This window comes from Streptomyces sp. Je 1-4 4N24 (assembly GCF_026239515.1).
Taxonomy (GTDB): domain Bacteria; phylum Actinomycetota; class Actinomycetes; order Streptomycetales; family Streptomycetaceae; genus Streptomyces; species Streptomyces nigrescens.
Window position 1 is genome coordinate 5388654 of the sequence record NZ_CP110836.1, and the last position, 14769, is coordinate 5403422.

Annotated in this window: 14 protein-coding genes; 10 read left to right on the plus strand and 4 right to left on the minus strand. The window is 71.3% G+C overall.

Going from position 1 to position 14769, the window contains the following annotated elements; translation table 11 throughout:
* Positions 1 to 6: 6 nt before the first annotated feature.
* Positions 7 to 699 carry a GNAT family N-acetyltransferase gene (locus tag SLV14N_RS23690; RefSeq protein WP_263270962.1) on the minus strand — a complete coding sequence of 231 codons (693 nt, stop codon included), beginning with the start codon at positions 697 to 699 and terminating at the stop codon, positions 7 to 9.
* Between the two features lie 185 nt (positions 700 to 884).
* Here SLV14N_RS23690 and SLV14N_RS23695 point away from each other — a divergent pair, with 185 nt between their 5' ends.
* The 8 genes from SLV14N_RS23695 to SLV14N_RS23730 all read left to right on the plus strand — a co-directional run bounded on the left by SLV14N_RS23695 (position 885) and on the right by SLV14N_RS23730 (position 9307).
* Entirely contained in the window at positions 885 to 1886 is a 1002-nt protein-coding gene (locus SLV14N_RS23695; RefSeq protein WP_127151536.1) for an RNA polymerase sigma factor RpoD/SigA, read from the plus strand.
* Between the two features lie 239 nt (positions 1887 to 2125).
* Positions 2126 to 2908, plus strand: coding sequence for a DeoR/GlpR family DNA-binding transcription regulator (locus tag SLV14N_RS23700; RefSeq protein WP_042156164.1), 783 nt, complete (start codon positions 2126 to 2128; stop codon positions 2906 to 2908).
* On the plus strand, positions 2905 to 3852 hold the full coding sequence (pfkB, locus tag SLV14N_RS23705; RefSeq protein WP_263270963.1) for a 1-phosphofructokinase: 948 nt from the start codon (positions 2905 to 2907) through the stop codon (positions 3850 to 3852). The genes SLV14N_RS23700 and pfkB overlap by 4 nt, the downstream gene beginning before the upstream one ends.
* Before the next feature lie 177 nt (positions 3853 to 4029).
* Complete coding sequence (locus SLV14N_RS23710) at positions 4030 to 6204, plus strand: fructose-specific PTS transporter subunit EIIC (protein WP_263270964.1); 2175 nt, start codon at positions 4030 to 4032, stop codon at positions 6202 to 6204.
* A gap of 409 nt (positions 6205 to 6613) precedes the next feature.
* Positions 6614 to 6799, plus strand: coding sequence for a hypothetical protein (locus tag SLV14N_RS23715; RefSeq protein ID WP_263270965.1), 186 nt, complete (start codon positions 6614 to 6616; stop codon positions 6797 to 6799).
* 269 nt (positions 6800 to 7068) lie between these two features.
* Positions 7069 to 7911: a helix-turn-helix transcriptional regulator gene (locus SLV14N_RS23720; RefSeq protein WP_263270966.1), complete on the plus strand. Its 843-nt coding sequence runs from the start codon at positions 7069 to 7071 to the stop codon at positions 7909 to 7911.
* The gene (locus tag SLV14N_RS23725; protein WP_263270967.1) at positions 7893 to 8186 is read left to right on the plus strand and encodes a DUF397 domain-containing protein; all 294 of its coding nucleotides are present in this window, start codon (positions 7893 to 7895) and stop codon (positions 8184 to 8186) included. Before SLV14N_RS23720 ends, SLV14N_RS23725 begins: the two co-directional genes overlap by 19 nt.
* 239 nt (positions 8187 to 8425) lie before the next feature.
* Entirely contained in the window at positions 8426 to 9307 is an 882-nt protein-coding gene (locus SLV14N_RS23730; RefSeq protein WP_208683403.1) for an NAD(P)-dependent oxidoreductase, read from the plus strand.
* Between the two features lie 230 nt (positions 9308 to 9537).
* Here the strand turns inward: SLV14N_RS23730 and SLV14N_RS23735 are convergent, their stop codons facing one another.
* Both SLV14N_RS23735 and SLV14N_RS23740 read right to left on the minus strand, forming a co-directional pair.
* On the minus strand, positions 9538 to 10884 hold the full coding sequence (locus SLV14N_RS23735; RefSeq protein WP_263270968.1) for an Ig-like domain-containing protein: 1347 nt from the start codon (positions 10882 to 10884) through the stop codon (positions 9538 to 9540).
* An 82-nt stretch (positions 10885 to 10966) separates the two neighbouring features.
* Positions 10967 to 12184 (minus strand): CaiB/BaiF CoA-transferase family protein, encoded by a 1218-nt coding sequence (locus SLV14N_RS23740; protein WP_263273247.1) that lies wholly within the window; start codon positions 12182 to 12184, stop codon positions 10967 to 10969.
* A gap of 482 nt (positions 12185 to 12666) precedes the next feature.
* Here SLV14N_RS23740 and SLV14N_RS23745 point away from each other — a divergent pair, with 482 nt between their 5' ends.
* Complete coding sequence (locus tag SLV14N_RS23745; RefSeq protein WP_208683411.1) at positions 12667 to 13032, plus strand: hypothetical protein; 366 nt, start codon at positions 12667 to 12669, stop codon at positions 13030 to 13032.
* Positions 13033 to 13209: 177 nt separating this feature from the next.
* Here the strand turns inward: SLV14N_RS23745 and SLV14N_RS23750 are convergent, their stop codons facing one another.
* Positions 13210 to 13833: a Yip1 family protein gene (locus SLV14N_RS23750; protein ID WP_259670483.1), complete on the minus strand. Its 624-nt coding sequence runs from the start codon at positions 13831 to 13833 to the stop codon at positions 13210 to 13212.
* An 84-nt stretch (positions 13834 to 13917) separates the two neighbouring features.
* On the opposite strand from SLV14N_RS23750, the gene SLV14N_RS23755 reads away from it, so the two are divergent.
* Positions 13918 to 14634, plus strand: a complete 717-nt coding sequence (locus SLV14N_RS23755; protein ID WP_208683413.1) for a VIT family protein — start codon at positions 13918 to 13920, stop codon at positions 14632 to 14634.
* Positions 14635 to 14769: the final 135 nt, after the last annotated feature.

Sequence of the window (14769 nt, forward strand, 5' to 3'; positions counted from 1 at the left end):
GCGGGTTCAGCCCAGGTCCTTCTGGTACCAGGCCACGTCCCAGTAGCGGCCGAACTTGCGGCCCACCTCCGTATACGTGCCGATGTGCCGGAAGCCGAAACGGGTGTGGAGGCGGGTGGAGGCCTCGTTCGGCTGGGTGATCCCGGCGTAGGCGCGGTGCACGTCCTCGTCGGCCAGCGCCTCGAACAGGGCCTTGTAGAGCAGCGTGCCGACGCCCCGGCCGGCGGCGTGCGGGGCGCAGTAGACGGTGACCTCGACGGACGGGGCGTAGGCGGCCTTCGAGCGGAACGCGCTGCTGGTCGCGTAACCGAGCAGCGCACCGTACGGGCGCCCGACCCCGGAAGCCGCCCCGTGCCCGGCCCCGGAAGCCCCGTGCCCGGCCCCGAGTGCCGCCGCCTGTCCGGTCACGGAAGCTTCCGCGTGCCCGGCCCCGGAAGCCTCCGCGCCGGTGGAGGGATGGCTCGGCGGCCCGTTGTGCGGGTTTTTCGTCCGTTCTGTCGTCTCTTGGGCAACCAGAAGACGGTGCGGGCCGTCTTGGGGGTGGGAGAGCAGCCACGGGCGGCGCTGTTCCGGAGTGAAGGGCTCCAGTTCGAAAGTGATGCACGTCTCACGGATGTAGTGGTTGTAAAGATCCGTAAGGGCCGGAAGGTCCGCATCGGCGCCCGCCCTGACCTGCACTTCCCCGTGTTGTTGCAGCATGTGACCTCCTAAATGGGGGCGCAGGGTACTGCAAGATCAGAAAAATAGCGGGGCAGCCTGGGAATTCTGTCCGGATTCCAGCCGTTGTTTCCTTCGGACGGGCCAGTCGCTGAGCGTCGGCTTCGATGCCACCACCCGGCCCGCCCACCGTCCCGCGACCGACTCATCGCAAAGGGAGCACACGCATGGCAACCCGTGCCGTCGCCCGCCGTCAGGAAAGCAGCAGCGGTTCCGACGGGGCCACCAGTGTTCGCGCCATAGGCGGGGAGATCGCCGACCGCGACCTGGTCGGCATGTACCTCGACGAGATCGCGCGTACGCCACTGCTCGACGCGGCCAAGGAGGTCGAGCTGTCCCAGACCATCGAGGCGGGCGTCTACGCCCAGCAGATCCTGGACGGCGAGGTCGCCGACGGCAATGCCGCGGGCGCCGGCCGCGAGGAGCTGGAAAGGCTGGTCGAGGAGGGCGCCAAGGCCAAGGACATCTTCATCCGTTCCAATCTCCGTCTGGTGGTGGCGGTCGCCCGCCGCTACCCGCGCGCCGGGCTGCCTCTGCTGGACCTGATCCAGGAGGGCAACGCCGGTCTGGTGCGCGCCGTGGAGAAGTTCGACTACGCCAAGGGCTTCAAGTTCTCGACGTATGCGACGTGGTGGATCCGCCAGGCCATCACCCGCTCCATCGCCGACCAGTCGCGCACGATCCGGCTGCCCGTGCACCTCGTCGAGGAGCTGGGCCGGATACGCCGGGTGCAGCGCGAGTTCAACCGTGAGAACGGCCGTGACCCGGAGCCGGCGGAGGTCGCCGGCGAGCTGGGCTCCACGCCCGCCCGCGTCACCGACGTACTCGACTGGGCGCGCGACCCGGTCAGCCTCAACATGTCCGTGGACGACGACGGCGACACCCAGTTCGGTGATCTGCTGGAGGACACCTCCGCGGCCTCGCCCGAGCAGTCCGTGCTCACGCTGCTGCGCAGCGAGGAGCTGGAGGACCTGATCGACCGTCTCGACCACCGCACCGCTTCGATCATCAAGGCCCGCTACGGCATCGAGGACGGCCGCGAGCGCACGCTGACCGAGGTCGGCAAGCAGCACGGCCTGACCCGCGAGCGGATCCGCCAGATCGAGAAGCATGCGCTGCTGGAGCTGAAGCGGATGGCGCATGACACGGGATTCGACGCGGCCGCGTAAAGAGCGCGCGGGTGCGCGCACCGAGATCCGCGGCCCGGTCTGTGACGGACGAGCCCCGATGCCCCTTCCGGCGTCGGGGCTCCGTCGCGTCCGGGTCCTGCGAGGGGCGCCCGCAGGACTCACAGGCGCGGATGTCTGTTTGAGTCTGACTGAAGCCCGTGTCTGTTTACTTTGTCGAAATCCGGGCGTAGCCTCGCACTGAAACCACAGGCTCGGGCATGGAACGGACACTCACGCAGATGTATGCACCGGAGCGCCAGCAGGAGATTCTGCGGCTCGCCCGTGAAGGCGGCCGGGTCGATGTGCTCTCCCTCGCGGAGGAGTTCCAGGTCACCGCCGAGACCGTGCGGCGCGATCTGAAGGCCCTGGACCGGGCCGGTCTGGTGCGCCGGGTGCACGGCGGAGCCATCCCGGCCGGCCGGCTGGACTTCGAGCCCGACCTCGCCGAGCGGGACGCCGTCGCCGCCGACGAGAAGCAGCGCATCGCGCGGGCCGCGCTCGCCGAGCTCCCCGGCGGCGAAGGCGGCGCCGGCAGCTCCGGGAGCGTGATTCTGGACGCCGGAACGACCGCCGCCCGGCTCGCCGCCGAGATCCCGCTGGAGGCCGAGCTGACCGTCGTCACCCACGGTCTGCCGGTCGCCGCGCGGCTGGCCGACCACCCCGGGCTCACCCTCCACCTCGTGGGCGGCCGCATCCGGCACCGCACCCGGGCCGCGGTCGACGACTGGGCACTGCGCGCCTACCGCGAGATCAACGCCGATGTGCTGTTCCTCGCGACCAACGGCTTCTCCCCCGACGGCGGCCTGACCACCCCCGACCTCGCGGAGGCCGCCGTCAAGCGGACGCTGATCGCCGCCGCCCGCCGGGTGGTCCTCCTCGCCGACTCCGCCAAATTCGGGCAGCAGCACTTCGCCCGCTTCGGCGAACTGTCGGATGTGGACCTGCTCATCACCGACACCGGCCTGAGCCCCGACGACGCCCTCGCCATCGAGCGTGCGGGCACGGAAGTAGTTCGCGCATGATCCTGACCGTCACCCCCAACCCCAGCCTGGACCGTACGTACGAGATCCCGGCGCTGGACCGCGGGGCCGTGCTCCGGGCGACCGCCGACCGGATCGACCCCGGCGGCAAGGGCGTCAATGTCTCGCGCGCGGTGGCCGCCGCCGGGCATCGCACCGTCGCCGTACTGCCGGTGGGCGGTCCCGCCGGTGCGGCGCTGGCCGGGCTGCTGGGCGCCGAGGGCATCGAGGTGGCGGGGGTGCCGGTGGCCGGCCAGACCCGCTCCAACATCTCGGTCGCCGAACCCGACGGCACCCTCACCAAGATCAACGCGACCGGTCCCGAGCTGACCGCCGAGGAGTCGGAGGCGCTGCTCACCACGGTCGGCGAGCGTTCCGTGGGCGCCGACTGGATCGCCTGCTGCGGCAGCCTCCCGCGCGGTCTGGCCCCCGAGTGGTACGCGGAGCTGGTCGCCCGCACCCACCGGGCGGGCGCCCGGATCGCCCTGGACACCTCGGGCCCCTCGCTGACCGCGGCCCTGCGCGAACGCCCGGACGTCGTCAAGCCGAACGCCGAGGAGCTGGCCCAGGCCGTCGGCCGCCCGCTCGCGACCCTCGGCGACGCGGTCAAGGCCGCCGAGGAGCTGCGCGCCTGGGGCGCCCGCGCCGTACTGGCCTCCCTGGGGGCGGACGGCCAGCTGCTGGTCGACGAGCAAGGCGCCTACTTCGGCAGCGCCCCGGTCGCGGCCGTCCGCAGCAATGTCGGCGCGGGCGACGCCTCGCTGGCGGGCTTCCTCACAGCGGGCGGTTCGGGCCCGCTGGCCCTGGCCGTCGCCCTGGCCCATGGCGCGGCCGCCGTCCAGCTGCCCGGCAGCCTGATGCCGACCCCGGCCGATCTGGACACGGCCGCCGTCCGGACCACCGACGCGGTGCCGTTCGACCGCCTGCTGACGGAGCCGGTGTCATGAGCGCCGCGCGGCGGACTCTTGCCGTGACTGCCGCGTACGGAGCGGTGGTTGCCGGGTCTGCGGCGTATCCCTGCGTCCCGTCCGCCGTTCCCCCGGCCCGCACCGGGCGGCGCCCCAGCCACCCCCCGTCCCGTCCCCACCGCCCCCACGGCGGTACCGCGCGCAAGGGAGCCCGCGATGAGTGAGCTGATCACGGCGGAACTGGTCGACCTCGACCTGTCCGCAGAAACGAAGGACGCCGCCGCACGGTCCCTGGCCGAGCGGATGGTCACCTCCGGTCGCGTCACCGACCTGGAGGGCTTCCTCGCGGACATCGCCGCACGCGAGGCCCAGATGCCGACGGGACTGGACGGCGGGATCGGCATTCCGCACTGCCGCAGCGAACATGTCACGGAGCCGACGCTGGCCTTCGGGCGCAGCGCCTCCGGTATCGACTTCGGTGCGCCGGACGGCCCCGCCGACCTGATCTTCCTGATCGCGGCCCCGGCGGGCGGCGACGCCGACCATCTGTCGATCCTCTCGACCCTCGCCCGGCACCTGATGGACGAGACCTTCACCGGCGCGCTGCGGTCCGCCACCGAACCGGAGCGTACGGCGGCGCTGATCCGCGGGGACGAGCCGGCGGTGGTCCCCGAGGCGGAGGCGATCCCCGAGCCGGCGGCGGCCCCCGAGCCGGACGCAGCGCCCGAGCCCGAGGCGGTGGCCGGACCGGCAGCGGAGCCCGGACCCGAGCGGGACGCCGAGCCGCAGGCGACCACGGACGCCGCCCCCACCACCGCAACGGCCGCCGAGCGCCCAGCCGGTGGCGCCCCCACAGAGGCCCCCGCCGAGGCCGCCCCCGAGGCCGCCCCCGAGGCCGCTCCCGCCCCGGCCACCCCCTTCCGCATCGTCGCCATCACCTCCTGCCCCACCGGCATCGCGCACACCTACATGGCCGCCGAGTCACTGGAGAAGGCAGGTCAGGCCGCCGGTGTCGAGGTGTTCGTCGAGACCCAGGGCTCGGCCGGATTCAAGCGGCTCGACCCGCAGCTCGTCGCGGACGCGGACGGCGTGATCTTCGCGCATGACGTCGAGGTACGGGAGAAGGAACGCTTCGCCGGGAAGCCGACCGTCGACGTCGGGGTGAAGGCGGGCATCAACCGCCCCGCCGAACTCATCGCCGAGGTACGGCAGAAGGCCGCACACGGCGAGGCCGGCGCCCCGGCGCGGGCCGCCGCACCCATGGACAAGGGCGCCGACGCGGGCGACGGCTTCGCCACCCGGCTGCGCAAGTGGCTGATGACCGGCGTCAGTTACATGGTTCCATTCGTCGCCGCGGGCGGTCTGCTCATCGCGCTCGCCTTCGCCATCGGCGGCTACACGATCAACAAGGCGCCGTCCGTCGCCGAGCACTTCATCTGGACCGAGTCCGCCAGCTGGGCGGCGCTGCTCTTCCAGATAGGCGGCGTCGCGTTCGGCTTCCTCGTCCCGGTCCTGGCCGGCTTCATCGCGTACGGCATGGCGGACCGGCCGGGCCTGGTGCCGGGCTTCGTCGGCGGCGCCATCGCGCTCACCATCAACGCGGGCTTCCTCGGCGGTCTGATCGCCGGACTGATCGCGGGCGCCGTGGTGATGGCGATTCAACGGGTCCGTATCCCACCGGTGCTGCGCGGCATCATGCCGGTCGTCGTCATCCCGCTGATCTCCTCGGCGATCGTCGGCTTCCTGATGTTCCTCGTGATCGGCAAGCCGATCGCCGCGCTGCAGAAGGGGCTGACGGACTGGCTGTCCGGCCTCACCGGCGCCAACGCCATCATCCTGGGCGTGATCCTCGGCCTGATGATGTGTTTCGACCTCGGCGGCCCGCTCAACAAGGTGGCCTACGCCTTCGCGGTCGGCGGCCTCGCCCACCCCAACGAGGGCAGTCTGAAGGTCATGGCCGCGGTGATGGCGGCCGGTATGGTGCCGCCGCTGGCGATGGCGCTGGCCACGACCGTCCGGAGCCGGCTCTTCACCAAGACCGAGCGGGAGAACGGCAAGGCGGCCTGGGTGCTCGGCGCCTCCTTCATCACCGAGGGTGCGATCCCCTTCGCCGCCGCGGACCCGCTGCGCGTCATCCCCTCCGCGATGGCCGGCGGCGCGGTCACCGGCGCCCTGTCGATGGCCTTCGGCTGCACCCTCCGCGCCCCGCACGGCGGCATATTCGTCGTCCCCCTGATCGGCCAGCCGCTCCTCTATCTGCTCGCCATCGCCGCGGGTACGGCCGTCAGCACGGCCCTGGTGATCCTCCTCAAGGGCCTGCGGAAGCCGTCGCCCACCCACCCGGCCCCCTCCCCGGCCGACGACGAGGCCGAGGTGACGGTCGCCGCCTGATCCCTCTCCGCAGGAGCAGGCCCAAGGGCTGTCCCGAGGCCTCCACCGCCCACACGGTGGAGGCCTCGGCCCGTCTGCCCCTCCATCCCTCCACCTACCCCTTCCCCTGGTTCCTCTGCGTCCGGCGGTTCTCCTCGGGCGGTGCCTCCGCGGGCTCGTCCTCGACGGGTGGGCAGCAGGCGGGTGGTGGCTCCGGGGCCGCACAGGGGAAGGGCGCGTCGCGTACGGGCACGAACGGAGCCAGGGTTCCGCGACGGTCGGCGCCGGTGGGCAGGGCGGTTCCTCCGCCGGACGCCAGGGCGTCAGCGGCACCTGGGTCGGCACGCTGAAGTGGCTCACCGACTACAAGCTCACGGTCGCCCCGGAGAACGGTAGCGAGCAGGCCTTCCACCTACTCGACGACACCAAGGTGCTCGGTGCGGCGGCGCTCTGCGGGGCCCCCGACGGCCGCGTCCAGGTGGACGGCTCCGGCTACGGCACCCTCCCGTGCACCCTCGCCGACCTGCGCAAGGCGGCCAAGCTCGGCAACGCCACAGTCCGGGTGACCGTGGACCACGGCGCCGCCACGAAGATCGCCGAGCTCTACCACCCGTAAGGTCCCAGCGGGGCCCCACCATCCCCACACAACCGGTTCAGCGGCCGTCGGAGCATCCGGCGGCCGCCGCCCGTTGCGCCGTCGCCATGAGTACCGCCCCCAGTACCGCCCTCTGTCCGCCGTTTCCCTGCCCGGAGGACCGGCGCGCAACTACCGTGTGTGTTCCGGCCCTTACGGGAAGCGGCCGGAAAGGCGGGCGAATGCTGCTTGTGGGCCGTATTTCGCCGCCACGCACCGTTAGTCCCACACCTTCCACGGAGGAGGTCGCCATGCCACCGAGGCGAGCGGTCACCGGTCGGAGCCAGGAGCCGCGCCAGCGCTACGTCGAAGAGCTGCGATTACTACGGGCCCAGAAGGGCGACACCCTCCGGCAGCTCGGCGACGTACTGGGCTGGGACTGGTCGCTGTTCGGCAAGATGGAGAGCGGGCAGACGCTGGGGAGCCCGGAGGTGGTGCAGGCGTTGGACCAGCACTACGGGACGCCTGGGCTGCTGCTGACGTTGTGGGAGTTGGCGGTGGCAGATCCCACGCAGTTCAAGGAGCGGTACCGGCGGTACATGACCTTGGAAGCGGAAGCGTTGAGCCTGTGGCACTACGCGGTGAGTGCGCTGCCGGGTCTGCTCCAGACAGAGGCGTACGCACATGACTTGCTCACAGCGGGCGGCATCAGCGGTGAAGAGCTGACACGACAGGTTGAAGCGCGCATAGGGCGACACCAGTTGCTGGACGGCGACAATGCCGCTCGGTTCCGCTCCGTCGTGTCCGAGGCCGTGTTGCGCACGCCGTTGGAGGATGCCCAAGAGTGGCGCAAGCAGCTTGAGCACCTGCTGGACATGGGCGAACGACGGAACATCGTGATTCAGGTCGTGAGACAGGAAGCCGGTCTCCACGCCCTGACGAACACGCACGCCATGTTCTTGCGACTCCCGGACGGACGCACCGTGGCATGGGTGGAGACCGGCTATTCGGGCGAACTCATCGAGGAAACGGCAGCAGTCGAACGCCTTCAGCTCAGCTACGATCTGGTCCGTGACCTAGCCCTAACCCCGGCTGAATCACGGAAGTTCATCAGGCAGCTGTTGGAGGAAGCCTCGTGCGAACCATCCACCTGAGCACCGTCACTTGGCGCAAGAGTTCATACAGCAACCACCAGGACGGCGGCCAGTGCATCGAGGTCTCCGACGACCTCCTGACCGCCGCCACCTGGCGCAAGTCCAGCTACAGCAACCAGGACGGCGGCGAGTGCATCGAGGTCTCGGACGACTTCCCCGCCGTCGTCCCCGTCCGTGACAGCAAGGCCCCCCACGGCCCCGCCCTCCTCTTCGGGGCGCCCGCCTGGGCCTCCTTCGTCACCGCCGTGAAGAGCGGCGAACTCCCCGGCGCCTGACGCCCCCGGTCCCAGGAGACCGGCCCGAAGACCGGCCCCCGTCGCTCGCCCGCGACGGGGGCCGTCGGCGTTGCGGGGGTGTCCACGCACGACCATGCACGGCCACGCACCTGGAGGTAAGTACGCACCAAAAAGTAGGTACTTGTCCCGTGCCGAGCTCCGGCCAAGACTGATGTGGCGGCCTCCGGAATCCCTTGCGAGGCCGCTGAATCCGGTGCAATGAGGCGGGAGTTCGGTTCGTGACGACGGTGAAGAAGAGTGTGGCGGTCCTCGGGCTGGGGAGCATGGGGGCGGCGCTGGCGGAGGCGCTGCTGGTGGCCGGCCATGAAGTGACCGTGTGGAACAGGACGCCCGGCAGGGCCGAGGGGCTCGTTGCGCGTGGGGCGCGGTGCGCCGGTTCGGTGGCCGAGGCGGTCACGGCGGGCGAGATCGTGCTCGTCTGCATCCTCGATTACGGCGATATCGGCCCGCTGCTGGAGCAACAGGGAGTCGGGCGGGCGGCATTGCAGGGGCGCGTGGTGGTCAATGTGACCAACGGGTCGCCCGAGGAGGCCTGTGCGATGGCGGAGCGGGTGACGGGCCTCGGCGCCGCCTACCTCGATGGCGGCATCATGGCCGTGCCCGAGATCATCGCGAGCCCGGAGGCCTTTGTGCTCTACAGCGGTTCGCGCGAGGCCTTCGAGGCGCACCGGGGCGTGCTGGACGCGTTCGCCCGCAGCGTCTACCTGGGCGAGGACCCCGGGCTCGCGCCGCTGCACGACCTCGCGCTGCTGAGCGGCATGTACGGCATGTTCGGCGGCTTTCTGCACGCGGCCGCGCTGGTGCGCTCGGCGGGCGGATCGGTGGCGGAGTTCACCACGACGCTGCTGCAGCCGTGGCTGGGGGCGATGGCCGGCGGTCTGCCCGCGATGGCGGCACAGATCGACTCCGGCGACTACAGCGTCACCGGGTCCCCCCTTGCCATGCAGGTCTCGAACGACAGCATCGGGGATGTCAGCCGCGCACAGGGCGTCAGCCCGGAACTGTTCGCGCCGCTGTTCGCGCTGATGGAGCGGCGGGTGGCGGACGGCCACGGGAGCGAGGGGCTGGCGGGACTGGTGGAGCTGGTGCACCCGCGCTGAGGTGGGCCGACGACTGACCCGGCACGGCCCGGCGCGGCCCAGCCCAGCCGGGGTGGCGGACCCGTTGATCCGCCGGAGCCGTATGCGGCGGCCCCATATGCGGCGGCCCCGTATGCAGGCCCCGTATGCAGCCGCCCCAGTACGCAGCAGCCCCGTACGCACAAAGGCGGTGGCCGGCCCCTACCAGGGACCGGCCACCGCCTTCGGGTGTGTGCCGCGGGCGTCGTCCGTCAGACCGCGCTGCCCTGCTGCCACTCGGCCCAGGACATGTTCCAGCCGTTGAGGCCGTTGTCCGGCTTGATGGTCTCGTCCTTCGAGTTCTTCACGACGACGACATCGCCGATCAGCGACTCGTTGAAGAACCACTTGCCGTCGGTGTTGCCCCCGCCGCCCTTGTTGTCCTTCAGGCCGACGCAGCCGTGGCTGGTGCCGGCCTGGCCGAAGATGGACGGGGAGCCCCAGTAGTTGCCGTGGAGGAAGGTGCCGGAGGCCGACAGCCGCATGGCGTGCGGGACGTCAGGGATGTCGTACTCGCCCTTGCCGTCCTTCTTCTTGAAGCCGACCGTCGAGCCGTCCATCCGGGTCTGCTCGAACTTCTCCGAGATGACCATCTGGCCGTTGTAGGTGGGGTTCTCGGGGCTGCCGCCGGAGATCGGGATGTCCTTGAGGGTCTTGCCGTCCCGCTTGACCGTCATGTGCTGGGTGTTCATGTCGACCGTGGAGACCTGCGAGCGCCCGATGGTGAAGGACACCGTCTTGGACTGCACACCGGTGATGCCCTGGCCGCCCTTCACCCCGTCCAGGTCGATCTTCATGGTGACCTTGGAGCCGGCCTTCCAGTAGTCCTCGGGACGGAAGTCCAGGCGCTGGGTGCCGAACCAGTGGCCGACGACCTTCTGGCCGCTGCTGGAGGTCACCGTGATGTGGGACTGGACGTCCTTCTTGTTGGTGATCGCCTTGTCGAAGTTGAAGGACACCGGCATACCGACGCCGACGGTCTTGCCGTTGTCGGGGGTGTAGCTGCCGATGAAGCTGTTGGCCGTGGAGACCGTCGTGAAGCTCGCGTTCTCGGTGGCGGCCCGGCCCTTGGCGTCCTTGGCCTTCGCCACGATCCGGTACTTGGTGCCGCGCTCCAGCTGGACGCCGGGCTTCCAGGACGTGCCGTCGGACGATATGGCACCGGCGACGTCCTTGCCGGAGTCGGCCTCGGTGAGCTTCACCTCGGTCAGCTTGCCGCCGGTGGCCTTCACACCGGTGTCGTTGATGCTGGCGTTGGTGGCGCCGTCGTCCGACGAGACCTTGATCTTGACGTCGGAGGCGTTCTTGGCGGCCGCGGCGTCCGCGCCGGCCTGGCCGTTCTTGCCGTCGTCGTTGCCACCGGCCGAGGCGTCCCCGCCACAGGCGGACAGGGTCAGCGCACCCGCTGCGAACAGCGCCGTCACGGCGAGCGTGCGGCGCATCCGCCGGTTACGGCGCGGGGCGCCCGTCGCCGGCTGCTCGACCGAGGGGAGCAGCTGGTGCGGGGTGCGGGACCGAGCGGGCGCGAGGTTGTCCGGCGTTGTCACGAGCTGCTCCATAACAGGGGTGTTGTGATTCCGTGCTGGTAAACAGCACGAGCGGACGGATTTGGTTGCGGGTACGGCGGTCTTGTGATGAAGGTCACATGTGCGGCGGCAGGGGGTGGTCGGCCGGTCCCGACAGCCAGGTTCGCAGTGCCGTGCCGTGTTCGTCCAGGCGGGGTGGGGCGAAGGGTTGGGCCACCGGCGTCCCGGAAAGACGGAGTGGGCTGGTGACTTGGGGGATACGCCCCTCGCCGACCGGTGTCACCGGGTCGAGACCGAGGCGCTGCGCCAACTCCAGGGCCTCGGAGACGGTGTTGACCGGGCCGCAGGGCACGGACACGGCGGTCAGCCGCTCGGTCCAGCCGCGCGGGGTGTCCGAGGCCAGCCGGCGTTCCAGCGCTTTGATGAGATCTGTGCGGTTCTGCACCCGGTCCTCATTGCGGACGAAGCGGACGTCCTCGGCGAGTTCCGGGGCGCCCAGTGCCCGCACCAGCTCCCGGAACTGACGGTCGTTGCCCACCGCCACCGCGAGCAGCTGCCCGTCGCGGCAGGCCAGCGTCTCGTACGGGGCGATGCTCGGATGACGATTGCCCATCGGGCCCGGATCGCGGCCGGTGGCCAGATGCCCGGACGCCTGATTGACCAGCGAGCCCAGCAGCGACGACAGCAGATTGACCTCGACCAGCTGGCCCTGGCCGGTGCGGTCGCGGTGGCGCAGCGCCGCCAGGATGCCGGTGGTGGCGTCCTTCGCGGTCAGCACGTCCACCAGTGCGACGCCCGCCTTCAGCGGTGTGCCGCAGGGCTCGCCGGTGATGCTCATCAGCCCGCCGACCGCCTGCACGACGAAGTCGTAGCCGGGCAGCCGGGCGCCCGCACCGGAGCCGAACCCGGTGATGGTGCAGTGGACCAGGCCCGGATTGGCGGCGCGGGTGGCGGTGTGGTCCAGGCCGTATTTGGCGAGCGAGCCGGGGCGGAAGTTCTCGATCAGTACGTCGGCCCGGCGCGCCAACTCGCGGGCCGCGGCCGCATCGTCCGGATCGCCGAGATCCAGCGCCAGACCGCGCTTGGAGCGGTTCGCGGCGTCGAAGTACGCGGCCGTCCCGCGCCGCGGCGCTCCGCCCTCGTGCGGTGCGGGCTCCTCGCCGGAAGGGGGGTATTCGCCGGAAGGGGGGTCCGCGACGAACGGCGGGCCCCAGGCGCGGGTGTCGTCACCGGTGCCCGGCCGCTCCACCTTGATCACCTCGGCGCCGAGGTCGGCGAGCGTCGCGGCGGCCAGCGGCCCGGCCAGCACCCGGCTGAAGTCCGCGACGAGGATGCCGTCCAGGGCACGGGCGGGCGGCGCAACGGGCGGGGCTGCGTCGGCGGATGGGGCGGTGCCGGTGGGCGGGGTGGTTTCGGTGTCGGTCCCGGTGTCGGTGGGCTCCGTGCCGGTGGGCTCGGGGGCGGCGTCGGCGGGCGGCCGGGGCTGCGGCCGGTGCGGCTGCGGCACGTGCGTACTCCTCACGTCGCGGACGAGGTGCCGTCATCGTCCGGGACGATCTTCGCCGGGGGAAGCCTCCGGGGTGTCCAACGGGGCGGGGGGAATCCTGCCGGGGCGGCCTCTTGGGGCGGCCTCTTGGGGTGGCGCCTTCGCGGGCCGTGCCGGAAATGTGGCGAAATGTCATAGGAGATGTGTCACTTAGGGACTTTCGGCCCAAGATCTCCTGTCGGAAGTCCTGAAGCGTGGTGTCTACTGGCTCCTGGACCGATCCGTAGACAAGCCCTGGCCCAGCGCCCCCATCCGTCCAGGAGGACCACATGCTTCCCTCCGATTCGATTCTGCAGCAGATCGGCCTCGGCGTCCTTGTCGCTCTGGGCGTCGTCTGGGCCGTCGGGATGACCAGACTGCTGCGACGGGGCCGGTACGAGGCCGCCCTGCGGCGGGACCAGCGGGAGATGCGGACACGGTACGCCTCGCGTGGACGGTACGCACCGGGTGGCTCGTTCTCGTCGCGAGGCCCGGAGGGGCTGCCCGGAGCGGGGCTGCCCGTACAGCCGGAGCTGCTCGGCTCGGTGCCGCGGCAGACCGGGCCGGACGGGCCGCCGTCGGAGTGTGTGGAGCTGAGCGCCGCCGAGCGGGCGGCGTTCGAGGGGCTCGTACGGCGGCTGACCAGCCGTAGTTGAGCGGGCCGTGGCCGGTGGCCGTGGCCGGGCGGCCGTAGTCGGGTAGTCGTAGCCCCGGCGGTCGTGGGTGGCCGGTGGCCGTGGTGGCCGGTGGTTGGTGGCTGCCCGCACTCGAAGTTGCTGAGTGCGGGCGGTGCGGCTGATGTGGCCGGTGAGGCCGAGGCGGTGGCCCCGGATTCAGCGGACCGGGCCCAGCCTCAGCAGGGCCAGTGCGGCCAGCATCTGTACGGAGACCGCGGCCGCCGACTTCCACGTCGAGAGATGGTGCTGGCCGCGTATGAGCAGTATGGCGAGGACATAGCCGAAGCCCCAGGTCGTCCAGGTCGCGGCCTGTACGAAGGTGGCGTCGCTCGGCAGCCAGGCGGCGATCATCAGCCGCGGCAGATCTGTCACCCAGAAGAGCACGATGAACAGGCTCGCGGTCGGCGCGAAGCGGCCGATACCGCCGAGGGTGCGGGCGATCGCATGGGCGACCGCGCCCAGCACGAAGCTGGCGAGCAGCACCCCCGCCTCGGCCAGCCCGATGAGCTGGAGCCCCGCGGTGCGGTCGACGGCCCACTGGGTGTGGAACGCGTCCACCGACAGCACCCCGATGGCGCCACTGATCAGCGACAGCAGCACCGCCGCGCTCCAGGCGCTGCGGTCCCGCGCCTCGTCCAGCACCTCCACCGGTCGGTACCAGAGCCCGAATATCAGCCGGTGCCACCACAGTCGGCGGCGGGGCGCGGGCTTACGGGGCGCCGGCTGGACGAGCGTGGGCGGTGGGGGCTGGGGAGGCGGTGAGGGGGGCGGTGCGGACATAAGGCCGTTTCTACCACCGGCCATTCCGGGGCGGCGCGGGGGCGTCGAGCGGGGCACGGCCGGTACGGGTGAGACGCTCGTCCGATGACCTCGCAGACAACGGACCACGACGAGGCGCACGGCGGCGGGCTCGGCAGCCGGCTCAACTGGCTGCGGGCGGCGGTCCTTGGCGCCAACGACGGCATCGTGTCGACCGCCGGACTCGTCGTCGGGGTCGCCGGAGCCACCGACGAACGCGGCACGTTGTTGACGGCGGGGCTGGCGGGGCTGCTGGCCGGTTCCCTGTCGATGGCGGCCGGTGAGTATGTGTCGGTCTCCACCCAGCGCGATTCGGAGAAGGCCGCGCTGGCGCAGGAGAAGCGGGAGCTGGCGACAGAGCCGCAGGCGGAACTCGTCGAGCTGACCGAGATGTTGGAGGGGAAGGGGCTGGACGAGCAGCTTGCCCGGGAGGTGGCCGAGCAGCTCACCGAGCACGATGCGCTGCGGGCCCATGCCGAGGTGGAGTTGGGCATCGACCCAGATGAACTCACCAATCCCTGGCATGCGGCGGGGGCGAGCTTCCTTGCGTTCACGGCGGGGGCGTTGCTGCCGTTGCTGGCGATGGTGCTGCCGCCGGCCGCGGATCGGCTGTGGATCACGGTGGGTGCGGTGGTCGTGGCGCTGGGGCTGTGCGGGTGGGGCAGCGCGCGGCTGGGGTTTGCGCCGGTGGGGCGGGCGATGGTGCGGAATGTGGGGGGTGGGGTGGTGGCGATGGGTGTGACGTATGGGGCGGGGTCGGTGTTGGGGGCGGTGGGGGTTTGAGTGTGGGGTGCGGGGTGTGAGGTGCGGGTGCGGTGGGTGGTTGCTGGCGCGGGGCGCGGGGCGCGGGGCGCGGGGCGCGGTGGCCTGGTGGTGCGTGGTGTGTGGCGCGTGGTGTCCGGTGCCGGTGAGTGGTTG